The sequence below is a fragment of the Prevotella veroralis genome, assembly GCF_018127765.1.
Classification (GTDB): Bacteria; Bacteroidota; Bacteroidia; order Bacteroidales; family Bacteroidaceae; genus Prevotella; species Prevotella veroralis.
On record NZ_CP072331.1, the window covers coordinates 778,097 to 801,219 of the forward strand.

Below are 23,123 nucleotides of genomic sequence, written 5' to 3' on the forward strand. Positions count from 1 at the left end.
AGAACATGACGTTCGATAAAATTACAGACGACGGCCGTCTATGGGCTGTGCGATACGATGGGGAGGGCGACAATGCGCTCTATACGCTATTTGACAAGTGGGACGATGTAGTGTGGCTTCGGCAATTCTTCCGTGACAATTGGGATGATTTGTCTGCCTATTTCAAGGTGACGGACATCAACCAAGCCATAGAAGATACGATTGAGGACAGCGATCAGCTGCAATGCCTGATGCTGGATTTACAGCCTGATTCCGATTTAGAGTCGCTATTCCACCCATTGGAAAACTTCCGTACCTCGGATATGCTACTCGGTAAGGAAAAAGCCAGGCTGAAACGAACAGTACGCCATTCTTCATGGCTTCGCATCTATGCTATAAAGCTATCACAAGGTGTGTATGTCATCACGGGTGGAGCCATTAAACTGACGCTCAAAATGGAAGAGCGCAACCATACGAAGGCAGAATTGGCGAAACTGGAGAAAGTCCGCCGTTTTCTTCTGAGTGAGGATATTATCGACGATGATTCTTTTATAGATTATGTTTCCACAATATAAAAAAGGAGGTAAGTATGAACCGCATTATAAGCAAACTGGAAGTGCACGAGAGCAAGACACCCTCTCGCTGGCGTGAGGTTGCCGAATACCGACAGGCCAACAAGTCGTGGCTCCGCCACTCGCAGCGCATAGCGATGCTCATGCTCGACAAGATGGATGAACTCCATCTTACCCAGACAGAATTGGCCCGGCGCATGGGCTGCTCGCAGCAATACGTGTCGAAGATACTTCGTGGCAAGGAAAACCTTTCCATCGAGACGCTCTGTAAGATAGAGGATGCCCTCTCACTCCATTTACTCCCCAGCGAGGTAGAAGCCGTATGATGAAGCTCTACTCACATGAAGAAATGCTCGACGGGGTATTGGGCTGTAAAGGTACTCCTGCCCGTAATGTTTACGAGCAGAAAATCAACCGTCTTTTGGAAAAGGAAAAAGAGACGCATTGAGAAAAAATGACAAAGGTTTGTATAGATTGGATTTATACTGTACCTTTGTAGTCCTAGAACCCGCCAAGCCTCTCTAAGTTACTGCTTATGAAGTTCAAATGTGCGAGTCGTTTTTTAATAATACTTGCTCTGCATATCCAGTAGAAACTGCTTGTGGGGCATTATACACAACCGCCATCAACGGATATTTTATCCCTTTTTGGCGGTTGTTGTTTTTCAAAAATAATTTTCTCAATATACCCCGAAAATGCCTGTCTTGATTGTCTTATATGTCTTGTCATTGATTATCAATGGGTTATGCGCTGCTTGTTTTGTCTTAACTTGTCATCGCTTGTCTTAGAAAAGGGGCGAAGTGGAGAATCTTTCTGATTTAGTCAAATAATATAAGTCTTGTCTTATAATAAAAAATATTATATTACTGAATATCAATACTTTATGTGTTTATGACAAATAAGACAAGCAAGACAACCAAAATATATGTGCCCTATGAAAAAATAAAATAGGCGGAAGCTCCGCCTTTTCATAACACTTAACTGCACTCGGCAAAGTTGGAGCAAGCTCCCTTTGCTCTCGCTTGCAAAGCCTTTCGTTACGGCTCATCATATAGTCTTGACAAGAAGTCCTGTAGCCGCTTGTCCTGTATCTCGGCAAGCGGACAGGGCTTGAAGTCTGGTATCTGCCTAATGCTTAACGTACCCAGTCCATACCGTGAGCCATCTACAGTGATACCTTCCATCTCCTTAACAGAGGCGTAACCATACTCCGTTTCTGCCATTCCTACGATGATACTGAACAAGGTGAAGTCGTCGCCTTCTGGCTGCCCCTCCAATACGTACCAGCGGATGAGTCCAATCTCGAATACACAGACGCAAGTAGCGTCCTTCTGTTTCCCGTCCTGGGAATAAAGGGGGAAGTCTTTCAACTGTTCGGCGAGTTCTGCCGTCATCAAACAATTTGCCATATCAAATGCTGTTGTGGAGCAGTGGTGAGCTACCCCGTTACCTTTTGTATAATACTTAGCTGCACTCGGCAATTAAAAAGTGAACTTTTATTGCGCTCGTTTGCAAAGCATTTCGATTCATTTCCCTCTTGTGAAGTCTAATGACTTCTCGGGGAAAACTATTTTCGAGCAAATAAGTCGCCATTGGGCGACACATTCAAGGGCAAGGAATTTTTCAAGTTTTTATTAGCTTACCACAACCAAACTATGAACGGCCAATAAAAACCTGAAAAATAAGGCACTGCTACTTGACCAGAAGGTGCCAATAGCGAACTTCGCGAAGGAAATGGATGACCACCGAAGAAGGTTTATTTCTCACAGCAAAACGAGTGCGCAATGGCAGGTAATGAGTTGAAGAGAGCCGAAAATGGAATGGAAGAACTGCATGCAATGATGCGGAGCTTCTTGCTGCAAGTCTGAAATGGAATGTGGCGTCTTCAACTCATCACTGGCCTTGCTGCGCACGGAATGACCTAACCTCTCTCCCCTGTCATTCTTCGTCCCTGAAGAATGATGAAAGAAGCGGTATTGTAATAATTGCTGCTTCACGCGCAATGGATGGAGATACGGCTTTCAGGGTAAGCAGGGCTTCATGACATCAAGGCTATCAAGAGGCTCATAAACACGAAGAAAGCTTGAAGCCGATTCTGATAATTCGAATCTTTACTGACGAAATGCCTGCAAATGCAACTGTTTTGTCAGTAGAATTTTTATCTAAGCCAACGATGTGCTATATGGTGTGCATAGGCATGGGGCAGGAAGTAAGATAGGCGTAGCCGTGAAGTGGTCATGGGCGACAAGTCCTTGACGAGCGGAACAGCGGTAGCCTATCCTTCCTGTCCCATGCCTATACACTCCATTTTGCACAAAACGACCCAACCGCTCTCCCTGTCGCTCTGTGCCCCGACAGAGCGATGAAAGCGGTGTGGAGCCATCACACTCATTTATGACGTGATAGCGGAATACGGCTTTTAGGGAAAAAGAGTGAAGGAAAATTGCTTGGCAACTGCTTATAACATAGAAATTTATCTAAAGTCTTGCATCTTTACAAAAAAACACTTACCTTTGTACCCACTTCCGATTTAGAGGATTTTGAGCACTTTAGAGAGACATAATCATTTGTCACATTTCTACGCTTATAATAAAGGTATATTGTGCAATGCAGGAAAACGATGTTTTTCCTGCAAAAACTCGTTGAATTATTTGGTAGTTCCAAATAATTTGATACTCTCTCTCTCTCTCTCATAGACGCACCGCCGCTTATAATCCACAAATTAGATTTATTGTACGCACGCGTGAAGCATTGCGTAATCCCCATAGACAAAGGGCTCGCAGAAGTTCCCTCTGCCTGTATTGCCGTATCCGCTGGCCTGACCGAAAGATAAAATTAGGGCGACTATAAAGCCCGATAAACATACATTCGTTGTAAATCAGATGACTGCTGCAGAGGCAGAGGAAATCAGCTAATAGTATTACCCGCAGTTTGAGAAAAATAACAGTTTAACAGTTTAACAGATGAAAGAATATTTTAAACCCACCATCGCGGTTATAAAATGCGATGCAGCCGAAGCTCTGATGGCAGGCTCAGGTGTACGTAACGATGGGACAAAGATCATCGACGGAAACCTACATTATGGAAATAACGAGGGGGGAGACGGTGATGATGCCGCTGCCAAGAAGTATGGCTTCCCCAGTCTATGGGGCGACAGCCTCTGGGAGGATTGAACCAATCAGTTTTGCTCCGAGGGCACTGCCCTCATAACAATGACATTATGAAAAGAAAATACACAACGCTATTATTGGGCCTTCTCCTTGCATCGGCGGGGACGATGAATGCCCAGGTTGAGAACCAAAATCAGCCCACCACGCTTGATGCTACATGGACTGAGATTCCAGCGGCTTCGGCCCAGTCGGACGGCGACCTGCACCTGGCAGGCAAATCGAAGATAGACTTCACGGTCAGGGACAAAACCTCGAAGTCTCAGAGCCGGAACTATGCCTATTGGACGAAAGTTGAGGTAAGGAACTTCGCCGGTGTCGTCAAGGCTGCACGCTACTATAAATTTAATAACGCAAATGGAAATCTGAACTGGCAGGTAAGCGACGACGAGTACAACTGGTCGCCACTGGCTAACACGGAGTCGGTCAGCGGCTCTCTCTCCGTGGACAACGGAGAGACGGGCGACTACCTTTACATGGAGGTGTACAACCGCTGGCATTGCGGAACGTGGCTGGAGGTCATCCTGACCACCCTCACCTCTACCACCACCCGGTATGACCTGTACGACGACCTGCCGCTCTTCGGGTACGACACGGGGCAGACTCCCACGTCGAACCGCATTCAGGATCATTGTCAGCCTATCGACGTGTACGTACATCGCACCATTGCCGGCAACGGGGCATGGAGCACGCTCTGCCTACCGTTTGACATGACCGACGCGCAGGTGAAGAAGTCGCTGGTGGCAAACGTGGTATATTCCAAGTTTACGAGGGTGACTGAGCACTTCATTGACTTCACGTCCACCCACGATGGCATCGAGGCTGGCAAGCCTTACCTCATTCAGAACAATGGCTCGACTATAGACAACTTTTTCGCCGACAATGTGACGTTCTCGCAGGCTTCGGTACACACAGCCAACGAGAACAGAAGAAGCACCGTGACGGACAAAGGCTATTACTACGTGGGATTGCTCGAGCCCACGAAGGTGAACGAGGGCGACGCTGGATTCAACCCCGACCACCGTGCTGTTTACATTGCCAATGCCAACAACCGGGAAATGCAGGTGCTCAAGGAACTTTCGGCCGACGGTACGATCAAGGCTTTCCGCGCCTATCTGGTGTTCCCCGGGGAAGGGCAGAGTGGCGCAAAAGCGGCAGGTGCGATGCGGATTAACCTGGACGATATGCTGAATATTCCGGCCGCTATAGAAAAGGTCCGCGTGGACGGCAGGGGAGTTGATAACTGCATTTACAGTATTCACGGAACATACGTCGGAACCAACATAGACATCCTGCCCAAAGGTATTTATGTGAGGAACGGCAAGAAAATTGTAAAGAAGTAGCGTAAAGACGTTTGCAGTAGTCTGAACAGGATTCGGAATAATATGACTGCAACCGATACATGGCCGGCGGACTGACATGTCTGCCGGCTGTTTTGTAAGTCCCTTCTTCTTTCTGCCGATATACAACTGCAAAAGGGCCGTGCGGTGAAAGGAATTGGGAAGTGCGGATTGAGAAAGCCATACTACGCTCCGTCTGTATGCTGTGCCAGCGGACGGAGAGCGGCGGATGCAATGCCGGAATGTGCACTCGTTTGCACATAATTCTGACATATTTTTCAGTATTTGCTTGTCGTTCCGAATTTTTTGCTTAACTTTGCACCCGATAGCAAGTATCACAGTATGAGCTTATTAGAGAGCAGCATACAATCGAGGCGTTTTTTCTTTATGACGAGGGAATTATACGGCGCACGGAAGGACGAAGGTTTTTCCGAGGGCTGCCGTATGAATAACGCTGTAAAATTGTCGTCGAATTATTTGGCAGTTCCAAATAATTTGTTACTCTCTCTCTCATAGGCGCACCGCCGCTTATACCTCACCGAAGAATATTATTGTACGCGCGCGAGAAACTACGCGCAGTTCCTATAGGAAAAGGGATTCCGATTCATCCCTCTTCCTCTTTTGCCGTGTCCGCTGGCCTGACCGCAAGGCCTGGATTAAGCGTGTCTTAATCCCTGTTTATCCGTATAAAACAAGTAGAAATCAACAAGCCTGAATTATAGTGCGTGCCTCTGTGCTGAAGGGTCTCAACTATCAAGCTTTAATACAGTAATTTAATAATTAAATGACAGAATTATGAGAAAAATCAAATGGTATCTTTTAACCTTGTTGCTGGCGCTTCTGCCGTCGGTGACACATGCTTACACCCAGGGAGAGGTGGTCAAGCATGACGGCTGTTACTACAAGGTCATCGACCTTGCCAATTTTTATGTCTCCATCATCGGCACGGACGATGCAATCTCCGGACATCTTACCGTGCCGGGCACATTCGACGACGGCAAGGGTACGACCTTTACCGTGACCGAGGTGGGTGGCGACGAGTCATACAAGTGTAAGAACGTCACGTCGGTGACGCTGCCCGAAACGGTCGTCAAGCTACAGTCATCGAGCTTCGCCGGCGCCTCACTTACCGATGTGAGCATTCCCAAGAGTGTGAAGTGGATTGTCCACACGGCTTTCTACGACCTCCAGGCCAAGCCCAGGTTCACGGTAGATGCGGCCAACCAGTTCTTTTCATCAGACGCTGACGGCTGCCTCTACTCCAAGGACAAGAAGGAGTTTTACTCGGCCCCGTCGGCCCTGAACCCTGCCGGTGGCACCTACAACATTCCCGAGAGCGTGGAGAAGATCTACAGCGACGCGTTCCTGAAGGTTGCCGGACTGAAGAAGCTCGTGTTCCCGAAGAACCTGCAGGACGTTGAGCTCGGCTATCCGAGCGTCACCCCGACCGACGACATCGAGGAGTTTGCCATTGCCGGCGGCGGAACCACGGAGTATCGCGTCATCGACGGCGTGCTCTTCAAGAACAACACCCTCGTCGACTATCCGCGCGGCAAGACGACCGTCGACTACAAGGTGCCCGACGGCATCACCGAAATAGAGTGGAAGGCCATCGAGAGCGTCAAGGCGATGAAGACCATCGACATGAACGATGTGACCAAGCTCAACACCGCGTCGCTCTTCAAGGATGACAATCTGGAGGTGGTAACGCTGCCTAAACATCTGAGCACGGTCGGTGTGGAGGGCGGTATCTCCAACTGCAACGCCATCAAGGAGTACAAGACTCCGGCAGACTGCGATAACTTCGAGGCCATCGACGGCGTAGTCTATTCGAAGGGCGACCATTCCACGCTCTACTTCTTCCCACCAGACAAGGACCTTACCGCCACTGACGGGAAATATACGATATCTTCTGAGGTGAAGACTATTGCCGGAAGCGCCTTCATGAGTGCGCGCCATATCAAGGAGCTGGTCGTTCCCACCAGCGTGGAGACCATCCGCAACAATGCCTTCACCAATGCCCTGAACCTGAAGAAGATAACCTTCGAGGAACCGTCGAATATCACGACCATGGAGACGGCAGCCTTCTCCTGGTGTGGTGATCTTGAGGAGGTGACCCTGCCTAAATCGCTGACAACGCTGACAAACGTATTCGACTATTGCAACAATCTGAGGACCATCAACGTGCCCGACGGCTCCAAGCTGACAACAATCGGTAAGGATGCCTTGAAGAACGACCCCGCACTCACGGCTCTCAACTTCCTTGGCAGCTGTGATCTTACAACCATCGGGGAGGGCGCGTTCCAGGATCTGAAGAACCTCGAGTGTATCAACTTCCCCAAGGGTGTCACCGACATTAAGGAGAACGCCTTCATGGGCTGCACGGGCCTGAAGCATGCCATCTTTGCCGACGACGCCGAGATCCAGACCATCGGCGCGGGTGCCTTTGCCAGCTGCGGTCTGGAGAGTATCAACATTCCTAACAGCGTGACGACACTTAAGCGCGAGGCCTTCCGCAACTGCGCCGCCCTCAACGTGGTGAACGTATCAAAAAACCTCACCGACATCAGCCCCGAGGTCTTCAAGTACTGCGAGAACCTTACCGACATCAACGTGGACCGCGACAACCCCAAATATTCGAGTATCGACGGATACCTGCTCTCGAAGGACAAGCAGACGCTGGTGCTCTTCCCCCACGGTAAGGCCAATTCCAGCTATACGCTGCTGCCGCCGTCCATCACCAAGATCGGCGACTTTGCCTTCTACGAGTGTACGGGTCTCACCAACGTGATGATCCCCAACAAGGTGACCTCCATCGGTACGCGTGCGTTCAGCCTCTGCAAGAACCTCAACACCATCGCGTTCCTCTGCGACGCCATGATTCCCGCAACCAACATTGACCAGCGCCCCAATTACAGGAGCTTTGACAACGGCGACGGCGGAACTACCAACATGCCGGCCAACATCAACATCTACGTGCGCAAGGAGCTGCTCTCGCAGTATCAGTCCGATCCGTTCTATCAGCACTTCAAGAGCACCAGCCCTTCGTTCGAGGAAAACAAGACGGAGTATCTGCAGGTGTCCGACAACTCGGTGGACATGCTCTCCACCAAGTCGACTGTCTACACGTTCGTCGTGCCTACCACGGTGAAGGGCGGCAGCCTCCACGTGGCCCTTATCGGCGACTACGCGTTCCAGAAAGCCAGCAACAAGATCAAGGAAGTCGTGGTGAAGGACAATGTGGGTTATATCGGCGGTAAGGCCTTCAAGACAGAGCCTTCGGCTAACTCAAGTACCATCAAGAGCGTATTCTTCATCGGCACCGCGCCTACGAAGGACATGCTCAGCACCACAAAGTTTGAGCTCGACGACACCGGCGACGACTATAACGAGGTGGCCGGCACGACCACGATCTATGTCAAGAAGTCGGCGGTCAACGCTTACAAGACCGCCTGGACCAAGACGAAGTACGACATGGCGACACATACAAACGTGACCAGCCCGTTCAACTTCATCGACCAGATAGAGTACAAGATCCACGACATGAAGATCTCGAACAAATACGGCACCTTCGCCCGCGAGTTCGATACCGACTTCTCGGATTATTACAACGAAAACGGAAAGCCGGTCGGAATAGCAGCCTTCGCGGCAGGTTCAGCCATAAGGAATGGCGGCGGCGACTACAAATACGATGAGTCGGAGTATCATGTACGCATGAGGAGCATCGACGAACAGACCTCTCAGCCCTACAGCTATATCCCGGCGGGCGTGGGCGTCCTGCTCAAGCTCATCAACGAGGGCGAGATACAGACCCCGGCCGACTTTTACTATACCATCGGCGAGAAGGATGACCAGACCTACACGGTCAGCGACAACATCATGAAGGGTGTCACCGAAGACTACGCACAGCTGTCGGCCACGGCGACGGAGCCCGTCTACATCATGCAGGGCGGCGTGTTCCATAAGGTCACCGGCAACGTGCCAGCCTTTACGGTGCACCGCGCATACATGAAGCCCGGCACGATGTCGGCAGGCGCGAAGCTGAGGATGGTATTCGATGACGAGACGACGGTGACGGGTATCTCGACCATCGACGCCGGACAGGCCGACCAGACGGATGCCTACTACAACCTCAACGGCCAGCGCGTCGGCAAGCCTGCACACGGCGTCTATATCAAGAACGGAAAGAAGGTCATTATAAAATAAAAGGGAAAGACATGGAACGAAAGAAATATATCAGACCGGTGACAGAACAGATAACAATCCCCGTAGAGCAACTGATGATTACGGCAAGCCCGGGCATAAGTGACGGCGGTTACGACCCCAGCCAGCCCAGCGATGCCAAGAAGCATGAGTTCCTGGATGATGATGATTGGGGTAACTACAAGAACCCCGACCTTTGGGACGATTAAGAATGTGCGCAGGGACGGTTCCCGGTGGACGGAAGTGCCACAGGGGCACCGTCCCTGTTGTTCTCATGCAGGACATCATGCTCATACATACGCACAACCTCTGCAAGGCATTAAGAGAAACATATTACTAACCTGTCGCCGGTATAGCATATTGAGACAGCGACTACTTATACTTCGGTGGGACACTACTTATACTTCAGATGCCCACTACTTATACTTTAGTTGCTGTTAACAGTTCAGTTCCCAGAGACAAAAAAACGATTACGCTATGGCATTTTACAAGAAAGTGAAGATGAAGGTGAACGGCAAGTGGTATCCTAAGTCCGTTCTCGTTGGTTCTGCCATCACTACCGAGCAGGTCTCCAAACGTGTGGCAGCCGAATCAACCGTTAGCCCAGCCGACGTGCGTGTCGTACTGACGGCATTGGGCGGCGTTATGGGCGACTACATGGCGCAAGGTCGCTCGGTGAAGCTCGACGGCATCGGCTCGTTCTATTTCACGGCAGCAACCAACAAGAACGGTGTGGCAACCGAGAAAGAGGTGACCGCCGCACAGATTAACGGCGTGCGCGTAAGGTTCATTCCTGAAACTCGCTTCCGTGGCGGGGGCACACGAACCGCCGGCAGCGGTCGCCGTGCCGTTCGCGGCCTGTCGGACGTGGACATCGAATGGGAAGAATGGAAAGGCAAGCTCGATGCCGACGGCTCAAGCTCATCTGGAGGCGGAAAAAATACTGAACCATAACCACGAGATATTTATAGCTCTCTAATTTTGTATGGCGCAAGGCTTGTTGGGAAACAGGGCATGCGCCTGTTTTTATTTTGGCATCGCAAAGTTCTCTTGCTTTCCGTGTTCAAATAGAGCGGTGAAAGCAGTGTGGAGCCATCAAACTCATTTATGACGTGATAGCGAGATACGGCTTTGCATAACACTTAGCTACACTCGGCCATTTGAAAGCAAGCTTTCATGGCTCTCATTTGCAAAGTGTTTCAGGGTAAGGCGTATCTTCGTATATTTGTCTTGCTTTTAACGTGAAAAAAAGACTTTTGTTTCTACCAATCTTCATTCAGAGGGGTAAACCTCTCCCAAACAGGCAGTGGACTGTGACCGCTGCCCGATTTTGAAAACCGGGCATACCGTGCCTGATATGCCCAGCCGAACCTTACTTCTCCCTGCTTATTCTGCCCACCTGCTTATAAGGGTGGTTGCAGAAAGTCCAGTCTATTTCACTATCTGGCAAAGTGGTTTGTATGCCACTGCCTATGACCATGCCACAGTGCTTTAGGATTTTCTCTCTTGCTCCCTCCCTGCTTTCAGTTTCCACCTTGAAAGTACCCTCGAAGATGTATCGGGCTGGTACGCTATATGTTTTCTTCATTGTAAATTGTCTTTGTGGAGTATGCCGAAAACTCGGCACACTCCTGGTTCCACTTAGTCAAACATCGCATTGACGTGGGTCTCAAACTCGTCAGATGGATAGTCGCCCTTCCACTTGTCGCACACACTACAAGGTGCAAACAGAACATCGCCCAACTGCGCATTGCAAATCTCCCTTGCATCAACGCCCTCTATCGAAAAAATACTGATATTATCCATACGCTTAGAAATGAAAATCAATGATACCCCCGATATAAAGTTCGTCGCCCTCCGTCAGATGCTCCATTCTGCGCATCAACTCCGCCGACTTCTCCGCAAAGGTCTGATAGTCGTCATTGCAAAGGTAGAAGTGTGCTGCGGTATCGAGTGGGTTCTGTAATTCGTTTTCCAGCCGGTACACCTCACCGCAAAAGTTCATCACGTTTTCCGTGTTCACCTTTGTTACCTTCGTCTGAATACGCTCCACCCACTCATGTTTCCACTGTTCGAAACCACCTTGATACACCAACGTCGTTTCATCTTTGAGGCGAAACATACCCGATGGCAGTATGTCCTCCATGAGCGAGCAAACGGCTCTCTTCCGCTCTTCCTCTGATATGGCGGTACAATAGTCGTAGTCGCTGCCATCACCCTGCAACAAGGTATCTTCACAAAGATAGCCCTCGATGCGTTCTTCCGATAATTGAAAAATCCATGCGTGCATAACTTACAATTTTAAGAGGTTATCAATCTTAATCTTTTCCCTTTTGTGAAGTCTTCAGACTTCTTGCAGGTACTTGATTTTCGAGCAAAACAGGACGGCATAATCGGGGAAGATAAGGCAAGCAATGCACGGAAAAATCGACGGAAAACCCCAATCCATGATTGTTGGGAAGGCTGCCGTCTATTTTTCTGCGCATAGCCGTAGCGGTGCTTGCCGTTCTTTCCTATACCGTAACTTTGCAAAGAAAATGAGTACTTGCAGCAAGGAGGCAACTGCAAACGAGGAAATGATAAAGAGGTTAAATCCATTGTTCTTCCATTGTTTTTCCATTGTTTTTCAGTAGAATTCTATGGATTTTACGCTTTCCCAGAAATTTTTTATTGTATTTTTGCAGATACAAAGGGCGTAATATTAACACGACTGAGGCATCTGCCCTATGCTATGAACCAGTCTTAAAACAAAATATGTATGAATAAACTTTTTATTTGTGCGTAGATTGAGTGTGGAAGGATGACTCAATCTATTAAGCACGGGTTAGCGAAATTCTGTTTCCAACTATCCTTTGTTTTGTGTCTTATCAACCTGTGGTCTGCCTATCACTAGAAACAGCAGATTCCGACTCTTAACAACGAACTTAAATATGAGTTTAAGATGCTCGGAGCTTCTGAGAAGGTGAGGAAATAGGAGTAGACCGCTTCATGGGGAGAGAGAACATCTAAAAAACAAGACTGACAAACCGGATTAAATCACTCTTCGTTGTAGAGTTGATAGGTGGTTCGACTCCACCTGTCAGTCCTTTCATTATTTGTTTAGATACAAAAAATACTAAGCTGAATGGTAGAAAGAAGCCCCATCAGTCTAAAAAGACTATGGGGCGAAAATGATTATAATATTATGGCAGCGGTAGCTCAAACGTCCTCACCACAGCCTTGCCGTCCTTACTGATGAAGAACCACCGTTCTGCATTGTATTTCATACCATGATGCGTTACCGCCTGATAGTCGATCTTTACCTTCCAGCCCGTCCATTCCTTCTTGCCGGTAGCCAAGCTTAGCATCTGCCGAATGTCCGAGTTGGCACGCATCTGCCTTTCAGCGAGATCCATCACATAGAAATCGTTGATGTCGAGCGACTGCATATTGTTCGTGCGCTTCATAATACTGTCCGTGACCGACTTCATGATACGGACGATGCCCGCCTTCTCTTTTTGCGAGAAGTAGCTGAAACCAAAAGCCGAATCAGGCTCTGATATTGCCAACACCTGCAACTGCTTAGGATATTCCACCGACTGTTTCAGATTATCCACAGCCAACTGCTTCAACGCATGACGCTTATTCGTACAACCAGTGAGGCACAACAATGCCACCACTACATATATAATACTTTGTCTTTTCATCACTATTAACTGCTTAAATCATGATTATTCTGTCCTTTTCAGGCGTTAGCTGCAATCGTTTATAGTACACCGTACCATCTTCCTTGTAAAACTCTATGCTGTCCCTGGTCACGCCCTGCTCACAGATCTGTTTTACTTCCTCCACCGACACGGCATGACCGCTGATATTACGCCAGATGGAGAACTTGCAGGGATGTTCGGCATTGCGGTAATTGGCACAGTTGTATGCCTTCAGCCCTACATGCAGGTCGCCCCCGCAATACGGACACTTCGCGATGCGCGATTCCAGCTTCACCTTGCCCTCGGCGATCGACAACGACGAGGCAAACATCTTCCATTCATTCGAGGCAAAGCCCTCCAAAGCGATATGCTTACCATTCAAGAACGCCACAGCATCCTGCTCCGTAATCCTACGGTTGCAAATGATACCCGGAATCATAAAGTCGCACGACGGATGCTCGCCAAGGGAGTTCTCACACCGGTAGCCCTTCGAGGTCTTGCGCATCCTGCCTCCGCAAAGCGGACACACACCGTCGATGTAATGCACACCCGACGAAACCTCCACCTTTCCATTACGGATGACGAGAGCCGCCTTGAAATGCTGATCGTCCCTGTTCTGCAGGGACAGCACCCCTGTATGGCCATGCTTGACGAGCTGCGTTACCAGTTCCTCCGTCATTTCAAGATTAAACACACGATTAGGGATAACGAACCCGCAGGACTGCTCACCGCAAATCCAGCCTTGTTCGTTATGTACCATTGTGCCCATGCCACAGACTGGGCAGGTCAGTAAATTGTCAGTATCACTCATTTTGTTATTTCTTTACGTTATATGTTACTCTGTCTTTGGCAACCCTCCGTTTGCACCGCTCCTCCTCGAAATAACAAAGTGTAGCAAGTGCAAAAGTACAGAAAATTGCCCATATTCTGGCCTGTCAGATGTATTTCCATTCATAGACCAGTCCATCTACAATCGCCTTCCCCGACATCACCGTGGCCCAGCCTTCAGGATCAAGCCCAAACCACAGGTCATTCCACGAGTACGTCCTCACCTGCCATGCCAACAGCCATAGATCAGTGTTGATGGTCTCCAGTTTCGTTACCACCTCATTGGCAATGTAATACCGCTCCGCCGAAGAGAGCAGATTTACCTTATGTTTCTCATTGACGGGCTTGCCCGTGGCATCATAACCACTCACGTTGTATGTACCGCTTGTCACCAGCTGTTTCATGAACGGATAGAGCGAAGCCATCTGCGTGGCAGCATCCGTCAATTCGTCAGAAACCAGCAACGCGATGGCCGTTCCTTTCAGATGACCGGGTAGCGACTGGCGCAACAGGCTCATGTTTCGAGGAATCTCCACCGTTGTCAACTCTGCCGCCCTCTTGATCTGATAAAGGTTCTGCATCGCACCCTGTGTATTGGAAAGATACTCCAGCATCTTGTCCTCCACCTTGTGCATCCTGTCCATCGCCACCGTGACCGCTGTTTCCGCTGCAATGATTTTCTTCTGCGTCTTCTCGCGGTCCTTGAAAATCTTTTTTAGCATCTCGCTCTGTGCTAATACGGCACCCGTCAGCGTCGGATCGGTCTGCTGCGCAAACAATGGGCAGCAGGATAAACTGCCCAGCAATGATATGATGAAGATTCGTTTCATAAGCCTACTCCTTTCTCTCGACGGTCAGCCAGATTCCTGTCCCTTGCAAACTTATTCTCCACAGGCACAGGCTCCATCTGTTTACCCATCAACTGGTCGTTCCAGTCCTTGTAGTTCTCGGCAGCCTTCCATTCACCCACGTTATAGCGGATGTGGATATGCTTGCGAAGCTCACGGATCGACAACTGGTCGTTAGGAATGTCAAAGTTCTTATCACCAATGGTAATTTTTACCTCGCTATCTTCCTTATGTATATTCATGCGAATACCCTCCAACAGGGCAGCCATACGGATGCCATAGATACGCCCGGGCAGGTCGTTGTCAAAACAGTCCATCGCCTTGGCTTCAGGGTAATGCGACATGATGCCTTTGACTTGTCCGTCAGAGAATGTACCGCCCAGCGACACGAATACCGAATGAGCAGCATCCAAGCGAAGGTGATTCAGCTGATAGAACGCCATGATGTCGTAGGCACTTTCAGCAAAATACACATTTCGGATGTCCACAGGCTCTCCACCTTGTGAGAGGTCGGCTATCCATGCGCCCGTCGTCGAGTTCGTACCTGTCGCCTTACTCTTGAATGAGCCGAAGCCACGGATTTCATAGCCCACCACCTTGTCCTTACCAGCCTCCGTATAAGGGAAGCCGATGTTGAACTGTTTGTAGGTGGTGTGGCAGCTGTCCCTTATCTGCTTGATGAACGGAGCGAAGACAGCCACCGTCTCCTCGTTGATGCCACGCTGGGCAAAGAAAGCCATTACCTCTGACAAATCACTGTCTATCTCCTTCGTCTCGTAGCGCTTCGGGTCGAACACACGGCTTTCGTTATATCCGGCTTTCGTGAGATACTGGCTGTCGCCATAGTCGGGAGTCGGCTCGTTGGCAAAGCGAGCCATCACCTTACCGATGATTTCCCACTCGTTCCTGCCGGACTCGTGGAAGCTGTTAAGATTCTCACGAATCAGCGACACCACATCGCCGCCCTTCGCCCCGTTACGACGGAAATAGGTCTGTGCCGCCTTCTCCTTCGGGTTCTTGATGATGAGTTTGTCCTTATGTCCAGTGGTATCAGGCAGCACCATTTCGATATATCTGCCCACACCCGCCGAGCGGTCGAGGCGATACCCCAGGTAATAGGCAATGTCATCCACGCCGACCTTGGCTTTCAGGTCTTTGAAGTTTACGGTCTGTTTCATAACTATCTACAAGTATAAAGAGGTTAGATTTTCATACCATGCGAGCGTCGCTGTCCTTGTGAGAGGATTATATCGCCATAGCTTTTTTCCAGCGTATGGTAGATCAGACGGGCCTTCTCCGCTTCCTCCGAGAGAGAAAAATAGAGGATGCCCACATTTCGGTCAATCGGTTTGAGTCCCAAGTCCTGCCCTTGATAGGAGGCACGCACCGCATAGTCACCGTCGTTCTGCTTGATGATCGAGGCTTTCTCAAAGACAATCTTGTCCTTGGGAGCGTCAGCAGAAAGGTTCCTGTTCTTGTCGAGCAAAGGCTCTTCGCCCAATGCTATCTTCTGCCTGTCCACCTCTTCCAGTACCATGTTGGCAGCCTTGTTGACATCGGCAATCACTGACACGATGAACTTCGGATTCTCTTTGAGGGTAGAGATCCAACCATCGAGGTAGGCCGCGTTGTTGTCCAGTATGCGCTTGTCAAAGCCCATCGAGTTGCCTACCATCGCCGCCGTCAGCTCAGCCACCAATTCCTCCTTAGCATACTTTGCGTCGCCGAACTTCTCATGGCTATCTCTGTTCAGTCGAGATTCAGTCCCCGTGGAGTGAGCCATCTCGTGCAAGGCCGTGGAGTAATACTCCATACCGTCCTTATACACCTCCTCCGGTGTCTTGCCGATGTTGAACTGCTCCTTCCTCGGAATGACGATGATGTCCTTGGATGGCGAGAAGTATGCACCCGGCACCTGTTTGTCGTATTGGATGGGACAAATCCACTCCTGCTTCTCAAACATACGGTCGAGGGCCTTGCTGGTAAACATCCCCTCGGCATCACGCAACTCCGGCGGGGCAAACAGCTTTTTGAGGGCTTCCACCTTGTCAGGCTTCACTTCCGTCAGATTCGTCTGGTCGATGTTGAACACGTTGTATGCCTTCAGGAAAGGAATGGTCTGCACCTGCATCCGTTCCGCAAGGCTCATTTTGCGGTAGGCTTCCTTGGTGATTTTATGTCCGTCCTTATCCCTTGCCATGATGTCCCAGTAGAGCACCGGCATGGCAGACTCGCCCTTCTTGACGTGCGCCCCGAGGTCGTTGGCCTGTTTGAAGGTAAGATACACAGGCATGGAGTAGCCACGGAGAGCCGTGTCCAGTTGGAGGAAGAAAGAGTTGCTTCCCGAATATCCACGCCCGGATACATTCTGCGGCATGGCACCGGGGGCGGTGGCACCACCTATCCACCCCTTGTGCCAGCCAACGGACTTCATCTGTTCCATACGCTCAATCATCATCTCCGTGAACCTGTCCACAGCTTTCTGACCGAGCGTCTTTGTATCAGTTCCAGCTGTAGTCATAGTCGTCCTCCGCCAAGATTTGCTTGTCCTGCATACTCAGTTCCACCGACTCCATATAGAACTCCGCGGTATCTTCACTCGGATGGGTGTTGTGTTCCTTGCACCACTGCATGAAGCCGTCCGCATGCTCGCCTTCGAGCGTGAACTGCAGCCACCCGATCCGTCTGTCCTGTTTGAGCTGGACCAGCTCTTCAAAACTATATGCCATTTTCTTTGATTTTATTTTGCTTGTATTTTGTAATCAATACTCACTATACCATAGCCAAATCCTACATCTTCAGCCCATTGCTGATGGCTTGTTTCTGTCCCGACAGCACCTTGATGTCTTCCGAGAGATACTTGGCGGCCAACTGCTCCCGGGTAACGGTCTTGGCTTGGAAGAGCGAAAAGCCGTCGTCAAAGGAAATCGCCTTCTTCTCCGTGCGTCCATTCTCGCCCACGGCAGCCGAGATTTTCCATTTGCCGTCCATGTTATCCTTCGCCACCCGGATGTCCTCCACCTTGATGTTGGCAGGAAGCTGATAAGCTGAGTATGCCGATGCCAGATGCAGCCGTTCGCCGAAGTTCTTCTCCACAAGGGCAGCCGGTGTCGTCACACGGTCGAAGAATGCACTCTGGTCCGCCTTGGTCATCGGCACCGACATACGCTGGTCGCCCACCTGTGCGTAGAGCTTGTACTTGCCGTAGTCGGCACGCTGCTCGTCCTTCTCCTTATACACCGTCATCTTGTCGATGACCCTACCATCGGAAAGAATGTTGGCAGCCTTGTATTCCTCCACCGACACCTTGGGAGCCAACTTGGTAGGATAATACTTCTGCATCATGTCCTCCACCTTCGCCTCCCGTTTCTGATAGGCAGCAATGTCGGCAGCGTCCATCTTCATGGGGTTGAGCTGCTTGCCGTTGAGTTGAGCCACATAAAACCAGTCGGCAGGGTTTACCTTCGACTGGAAGGCATGGGCATGGGAGACCTTGTCGCCGTTCACCGTAACCATTTGCGGCTCACGCGGCTGATGCTCCTGCTTGGCGGTTGCCGACTTGTCCACGGCCTTTCCTTCTTCTTTCTTTTCCTGCACTTTCGTTTCCTGTGCTTTTGTTTCCGTTTTCACCGATGCGGATTTCTCCACGGTCTGTTTCTTCTCCAGACTGTCCACGATTGCCACTCGAAGACCGGCACGGATGAGCTTAGGCAGGTTCGTGTCCAAAGCATGATGAGGGAATGTGACTTGCAGAGCGCCGTCCTCTGCCTTTGCCGGTTTGATTGGCTTGATGGACAAGGTGTCAGCCACCTTGGAGGCATCTGCGTTCACGGCTGTATAGAAGTCTCCCGTGCGGAAGAGCAGGACGGCATCGGGATGCTTCTCCTTCATGTTCGTGTACAGTTCCGCCAACGTATTTGACTTCGGGAGCTTCGTCGTTTTCTTTGCAGCTTTTTTCTCAGTCCGAGCCGTCGGCTCTTCCTTCGGGGTAGCTTGCTGCGGCACCTCTTCTTTTTTCTTGCTTGCCATATTGTTGTCAATTAAAGGGTAAATATCAGACTTCCACTGGTTGGGTGTGAATTTATGCGTATCACCAAGTACCGCCATCAGCGTGTCCTGTCTGCCTATCGCTTCATAGGCTGCCATTGCCGTATGCCCGGTGTCGAGTACGTTGTCAATAAGAATGGGAACCTTATCCTTGGGCACCCTGCGGATGCGGTAGAAGTAGAGCGGCACTTCATCGAGCGAGCCATTGGCTTTCTTCACCAGATAAAGCGGCTCGTGGGTGTTACTTGCCAGTGCGTCGATGACTGGCAGATGCAGTGCCTCGCTGATCTTCTCGGCCAGCGTCTTGGTATAGCCCGCCCTACCGGTGCGGTTGGGGATGGGCACCAGTACCACCTGCTCGTCTTTGGGCATGATGTTCCTCACGGCAGCCGTCATCATTGCTGCTGCCCGGGCAATAGCCATATCATCCCCAGCCTTTACCTTTCGGGCAATGGGAGCAACCTTGGCATAGCCAGCCACCGAGCTGACAATGTAGTCGTAATCAAGATTTTTGTATTTCTTTCTACCCACCTTGCTTATCGTGATATGCTTTAACGCTACGGTTCTACAATAGAAGAACTAGCCAAAGAGAGAAGAATGTTAAAGCACTCACCGGTTCAGTGTAAAGCAAAGAAACGTGAGCAGAATATTAAAGAATCCCTTGTTTGGGAGAATGTTTTTTAGTTTTTGCTATCGTATCAAGCCTGTACGCTGTTTCTTTTCGATAGTCTCAGAGGGGTTATTGGTCATGGTCTGGCGTTCCACCACTTTCTGGTATTCCCAGCGGTTCTCGTCGGTCATCACATAACCCATAAAATCCTCGTGGGCATCATCGTAGCGCACCTGCTGGAGCCGTTCCCACTCTTTCATGTCGCCATCGACAACCTTGAAGCCCTGTGGCTCGCGCAGGTCAACGTCCACTATTACCTTGGTGTCGCCAATGGAAAGCTCGATGGGCTTCCCTTCCTGAAGCGCCTCCTTCTGATTGGCTCCCAAATCAATGTCTTTCACCTTATCCCGTGTTTGCAGCTCCGCTTCGATAGGCACACTTGCCACGTCACGGTGCATGAGCGAGTTGGTTTCCTTGTCCAACTGGATAAATCTTACTTTCCTTTCTCCCTCCACGTCCACCTCCTTGCGGATTACATCACCTGACTGCACACGCTGAAGCTCATTCTGATTGAGGTTCAGCTCATTGGCAATCTCCTTGCGGAGCGGATAGGTCATTAGTAGAACCTGATTGTTTTCATCCAGCATCAGCTGTACTTTGAGCGGCAACTGTATCACCTTGCCATTTGCTGTTTCCATATTGGCGATAAAAACAGGTGTTATCTCACCTCGAAGCAGCGGAACTTTCAGAGCGTCAGGCATCAACTCCAGTTTTTCCCTGTCGATGCCCAACTGCATCAGTTTCTCTAAGACAGCTCCCTGAGCTTGAAAAGTCATCACATTTTCCATACGTTGAATGTTTATCGGTAATTTTGTCGAGAGAAGTCTTGCACATTCACTTCTCACCGAACAAAATTATCAAAAAGCAAGATGATAAGATGAGACGATACAGATTATTTCTATTGGTTTTTGCCACCATGATTATCAGCATGAAGATGGCAGCGCAGTTTTATACCCTCCGTCCGGAGGTGGCCCGCAAGCAGGTAAAGCTTGAAAAACAAGCGGTTACAAAGCAAAAGAAGGATAGTGTAGGCGCAAAACAACCTGACGTAACCTTTCAAACAGGTCGTGGCTTGGAAATCACCATTGAGAAGGACGTACCACTGTTTGTCAATGTGAAGGACTCCCTGCTTTTCAGTCTGATCAGCCAGCGCATGAATGTCTGCCTTCCGCTCGACTTCCTGATACTCAATTCTTCTTTCGGTTACAGGAAAGACCCAGTAAGCAGATGCGCGGCGTTCCATGACGGCATAGACCTGCAATGCAACCATGCACGAGTCTATGCGATGCTTCCCGGTATCATCAAGGAGGTACATTTCGGGAACAGAGGCTATGGCAACTATGTCGTTTTGGAACATGGCATCTTTGAATGTCTTTATGGCCATCTTGACCAGATAACCGTAAGAGTTGGCGATGCCGTTTCGGCAGGAACCATCGTGGGAATATCAGGTAACACAGGCAAAAGCACCGGCCCGCATCTCCATATCAGAATCAGGAAAGGTGGGAAGAGTGTCGATCCCAATGTCTTCGTGGATTATCTTAACGGTTACATCACGCAGCTACAGGATAAGATGGCATACGTCAGATTCGGGACAAAGCCCAACAAGGAGTTGAACATCGAGAACCTGATGGCCGTTATCCGACAGTATGATGTGAAATTCCCACATATAGTAGCCGCGCAAGCCTTGCTTGAAACAGGTTACTTCACTTCCAGAGTATGCTTGGAGAACAATAATCTCTTCGGGCTCCGCCGCCCCAGCACCGGCAGCTACTACGCCTTCAACTCATGGGAAGAAAGCGTAAAGGCTTACAAGGACTATGTGCAGTATAAATATAAAGGCGGCAACTATTACGACTTTTTGAACAGAATCGGGTATGCAGAAGATAGAGGGTATATCTCAAAGGTTGTTTGTTTAGAAAGGTGCCTGCAAAATCATACTTAATTTGGGAGATCAAATTAAATAGTAATACAATCATAATTTGTGTCATGAAAAAAAGGAGAACGCTTAACAGAAAGTGCTCTCCTTTAAATAATTTACAGTTTACTTAAGATCAGTATGATGTATAATAATGCATATATATATAATGGATTATACTCTATAGGATCTAATAAACCATGTGCTACCGAATTTCTTAAATTGAATCCTTTCGGTGTAAGGACAAATTTTAATAATCTAAAATGATCTTCAGTAAATTGTGAACAACTATCTTTTAAATCGGCAAGTATGTCATCAAGTAATTTCTCCATAGTAACAATTTGGTCCTTGTTATCATGTAACTTACAAGTGCTAATATTCTCTTTGACGCACAAATATCGTAGTAAGTACTCAATTTTCAATGTCATAGAATCTATTATAATTGATGTATTATTAAGCGTGTCCCTTTTATCATTTATGGAGTCTTGTAATTCATCAAAGAACAATTTAAGACTTGGTTTAAGATTGTCTAATGGTATGATTTCAACAACTCCAGTTGTGTAATTTTGTTGAAAAGATGCACTTACCCAAGTTTTTTCAAGATAATTTATAAAGGAATTATACGTTATTTTCTTATCTATTACTGCTCTATTAAAAAGATTAGCAAAACATTGAAGTTGAAGCTTAAACATAGCACTATAATTATTCCAAGTCTGCAATTCTATTCTTTCTTCATCATTCTGAGGTATTGATATCTGATTTCCAAATTTATCTAATGCGGATGAACTAAAAAATAATGCAAGATCACTATGAGTTTTTGCGGTCTCAAATATATTACTCCAGTTCAATATTCTAAATTCTAAGATAATATTATCAAAGATATTTTCTTTATCAGAGCTATCTAATAGATTTTTTAGTTCTTGATCGATTTTTTTACTATCATCATCTGGAAGTGGAACCACTATCTGTTCTAATTTGAAATCTCCTCTTGTCTTAATATAAAGTTGCTCAATTCGTTTGAGTCCTTCATCATAGCCCGCCTTCTTGTAATTATACATTGCCTGATGATAAAAGAATCCTTTGACATTAGTGTCAGCCAAATTACCCTTCTCTTCCTTTAAAGAGCCTATAATTTTATAAGACTCCTTTACATCTAATTGTAATTTTTGAATTAGAGGGATAGATGACATTTCAATATAAACAGCCCCTTCAATATAAGATTTTCTTAGTTCTTCTTCTGCTTCACGATTTTTGGCAATGATTTCTGGAACGTTTATTAAATCCTTACTTTCCTTAAAGTATTCTACAAATAAATCTGTATAATCTATCATCACTCTTTGCATCATTGAAGAATCTGCACTAATTTTCCATTCTTGATGATGATTAAAAGAATCACTTAAAAGTTTATTTAAAGATTCTGTTTTCTTTAGCTTTCTTGCAAGAGTCATAGCAATCTTGACAAAAGGATAATATTCTAAGAAACTTATTTTTGGAGCCTTTATATTATTGGGCCATGTCTGACTTAAGAACACAAGAACCGTATTCAGCAAATCGGCTTTAAATCTATTGTCTTGATCTTTTTGAGCTAAGAAGATGAAAGTTCCATAAACAGATTTCGCAAACGGACATAGACAGTTATTGTATCTCTCTCTTATATATTTCCAAGCATCAGAAGAAAACTTATAATTAAGAATAAAATCAGCAGATGGAAGAGTATAACCCATAAATAAAGCATTTTCCCAATCCCATTTATCTTTATTTTCAAGGTCATCACTATATCCATACATAAGTAGCTTATTCATTTCTTCGAATGAGCAAACTGTAGGAGTGTTAAGATGTTCATAAAATTCTGTTAGTTTCATATTTCC

22 protein-coding genes are annotated in these 23,123 nt (G+C 48.1%); 9 read left to right on the forward strand and 13 right to left on the reverse strand.

Features of this window, described 5'->3' with window-relative positions:
* The first annotated feature begins 5 nt into the window (after positions 1-5).
* The 3 genes from J5A55_RS11310 to J5A55_RS11320 are packed head-to-tail and all read left to right on the forward strand — an operon-like array spanning position 6 to position 999.
* Positions 6-554 carry a hypothetical protein gene (locus J5A55_RS11310; protein WP_004382210.1) on the forward strand — a complete coding sequence of 183 codons (549 nt, stop codon included), beginning with the start codon at positions 6-8 and terminating at the stop codon, positions 552-554.
* 14 nt (positions 555-568) lie between these two features.
* Positions 569-877: a helix-turn-helix transcriptional regulator gene (locus J5A55_RS11315; protein ID WP_004382209.1), complete on the forward strand. Its 309-nt coding sequence runs from the start codon at positions 569-571 to the stop codon at positions 875-877.
* A complete protein-coding gene (locus J5A55_RS11320; protein WP_004382208.1) occupies positions 874-999 on the forward strand; it encodes a hypothetical protein in 126 nt (41 codons plus the stop codon). Before J5A55_RS11315 ends, J5A55_RS11320 begins: the two co-directional genes overlap by 4 nt.
* A gap of 589 nt (positions 1,000-1,588) precedes the next feature.
* On the opposite strand, the gene J5A55_RS11325 is transcribed toward J5A55_RS11320, so the two are convergent.
* A complete protein-coding gene (locus J5A55_RS11325; protein WP_039851086.1) occupies positions 1,589-1,960 on the reverse strand; it encodes a hypothetical protein in 372 nt (123 codons plus the stop codon).
* Between the two features lie 1,614 nt (positions 1,961-3,574).
* Here J5A55_RS11325 and J5A55_RS11330 point away from each other — a divergent pair.
* From J5A55_RS11330 to J5A55_RS11350, 5 genes are all read left to right on the forward strand, one after another.
* Positions 3,575-3,724: a hypothetical protein gene (locus J5A55_RS11330; RefSeq protein WP_155813762.1), complete on the forward strand. Its 150-nt coding sequence runs from the start codon at positions 3,575-3,577 to the stop codon at positions 3,722-3,724.
* A 47-nt stretch (positions 3,725-3,771) separates the two neighbouring features.
* A complete protein-coding gene (locus J5A55_RS11335; RefSeq protein WP_004382201.1) occupies positions 3,772-5,061 on the forward strand; it encodes a hypothetical protein in 1,290 nt (429 codons plus the stop codon).
* Between the two features lie 792 nt (positions 5,062-5,853).
* Positions 5,854-9,264: a leucine-rich repeat domain-containing protein gene (locus tag J5A55_RS11340; protein WP_004382200.1), complete on the forward strand. Its 3,411-nt coding sequence runs from the start codon at positions 5,854-5,856 to the stop codon at positions 9,262-9,264.
* Positions 9,265-9,275: 11 nt separating this feature from the next.
* Complete coding sequence (locus tag J5A55_RS11345; protein ID WP_004382199.1) at positions 9,276-9,470, forward strand: hypothetical protein; 195 nt, start codon at positions 9,276-9,278, stop codon at positions 9,468-9,470.
* Between the two features lie 268 nt (positions 9,471-9,738).
* Entirely contained in the window at positions 9,739-10,215 is a 477-nt protein-coding gene (locus J5A55_RS11350; RefSeq protein ID WP_004382197.1) for an HU family DNA-binding protein, read from the forward strand.
* 418 nt (positions 10,216-10,633) lie between these two features.
* Here the strand turns inward: J5A55_RS11350 and J5A55_RS11355 are convergent, their stop codons facing one another.
* The 11 genes from J5A55_RS11355 to J5A55_RS11405 form a co-directional block, all read right to left on the reverse strand.
* Positions 10,634-10,849: a hypothetical protein gene (locus J5A55_RS11355; RefSeq protein WP_004382196.1), complete on the reverse strand. Its 216-nt coding sequence runs from the start codon at positions 10,847-10,849 to the stop codon at positions 10,634-10,636.
* 53 nt (positions 10,850-10,902) lie between these two features.
* The gene (locus tag J5A55_RS11360) at positions 10,903-11,067 is read right to left on the reverse strand and encodes a hypothetical protein (protein WP_004382195.1); all 165 of its coding nucleotides are present in this window, start codon (positions 11,065-11,067) and stop codon (positions 10,903-10,905) included.
* A gap of 4 nt (positions 11,068-11,071) precedes the next feature.
* A complete protein-coding gene (locus J5A55_RS11365; RefSeq protein WP_004382194.1) occupies positions 11,072-11,551 on the reverse strand; it encodes a hypothetical protein in 480 nt (159 codons plus the stop codon).
* An 892-nt stretch (positions 11,552-12,443) separates the two neighbouring features.
* The gene (locus tag J5A55_RS11370) at positions 12,444-12,947 is read right to left on the reverse strand and encodes a hypothetical protein (protein ID WP_004382191.1); all 504 of its coding nucleotides are present in this window, start codon (positions 12,945-12,947) and stop codon (positions 12,444-12,446) included.
* 13 nt (positions 12,948-12,960) lie between these two features.
* Positions 12,961-13,758 (reverse strand): topoisomerase C-terminal repeat-containing protein, encoded by a 798-nt coding sequence (locus J5A55_RS11375; protein ID WP_039850893.1) that lies wholly within the window; start codon positions 13,756-13,758, stop codon positions 12,961-12,963.
* Between the two features lie 124 nt (positions 13,759-13,882).
* Entirely contained in the window at positions 13,883-14,605 is a 723-nt protein-coding gene (locus J5A55_RS11380) for a hypothetical protein (RefSeq protein ID WP_004382189.1), read from the reverse strand.
* The gene (locus J5A55_RS11385) at positions 14,602-15,801 is read right to left on the reverse strand and encodes a toprim domain-containing protein (RefSeq protein WP_004382188.1); all 1,200 of its coding nucleotides are present in this window, start codon (positions 15,799-15,801) and stop codon (positions 14,602-14,604) included. Before J5A55_RS11385 ends, J5A55_RS11380 begins: the two co-directional genes overlap by 4 nt.
* 23 nt (positions 15,802-15,824) lie before the next feature.
* Positions 15,825-17,144, reverse strand: coding sequence for an ArdC family protein (locus J5A55_RS11390; RefSeq protein ID WP_004382187.1), 1,320 nt, complete (start codon positions 17,142-17,144; stop codon positions 15,825-15,827).
* Positions 17,125-17,352, reverse strand: coding sequence for a hypothetical protein (locus tag J5A55_RS11395; RefSeq protein ID WP_004382186.1), 228 nt, complete (start codon positions 17,350-17,352; stop codon positions 17,125-17,127). The genes J5A55_RS11390 and J5A55_RS11395 overlap by 20 nt, the downstream gene beginning before the upstream one ends.
* A gap of 61 nt (positions 17,353-17,413) precedes the next feature.
* Positions 17,414-19,201, reverse strand: coding sequence for a MutS N-terminal domain-containing protein (locus J5A55_RS11400; protein WP_004382185.1), 1,788 nt, complete (start codon positions 19,199-19,201; stop codon positions 17,414-17,416).
* Between the two features lie 159 nt (positions 19,202-19,360).
* Entirely contained in the window at positions 19,361-20,128 is a 768-nt protein-coding gene (locus J5A55_RS11405; RefSeq protein WP_004382184.1) for a DUF4099 domain-containing protein, read from the reverse strand.
* 89 nt (positions 20,129-20,217) lie between these two features.
* Between J5A55_RS11405 and J5A55_RS11410 the strand changes: the two genes are divergently transcribed.
* The gene (locus tag J5A55_RS11410) at positions 20,218-21,282 is read left to right on the forward strand and encodes a peptidoglycan DD-metalloendopeptidase family protein (RefSeq protein WP_039851081.1); all 1,065 of its coding nucleotides are present in this window, start codon (positions 20,218-20,220) and stop codon (positions 21,280-21,282) included.
* A gap of 92 nt (positions 21,283-21,374) precedes the next feature.
* Here the strand turns inward: J5A55_RS11410 and J5A55_RS11415 are convergent, their stop codons facing one another.
* Positions 21,375-23,117, reverse strand: coding sequence for a DUF4209 domain-containing protein (locus tag J5A55_RS11415; RefSeq protein ID WP_004382182.1), 1,743 nt, complete (start codon positions 23,115-23,117; stop codon positions 21,375-21,377).
* Between the last annotated feature and the right edge of the window lie 6 nt (positions 23,118-23,123).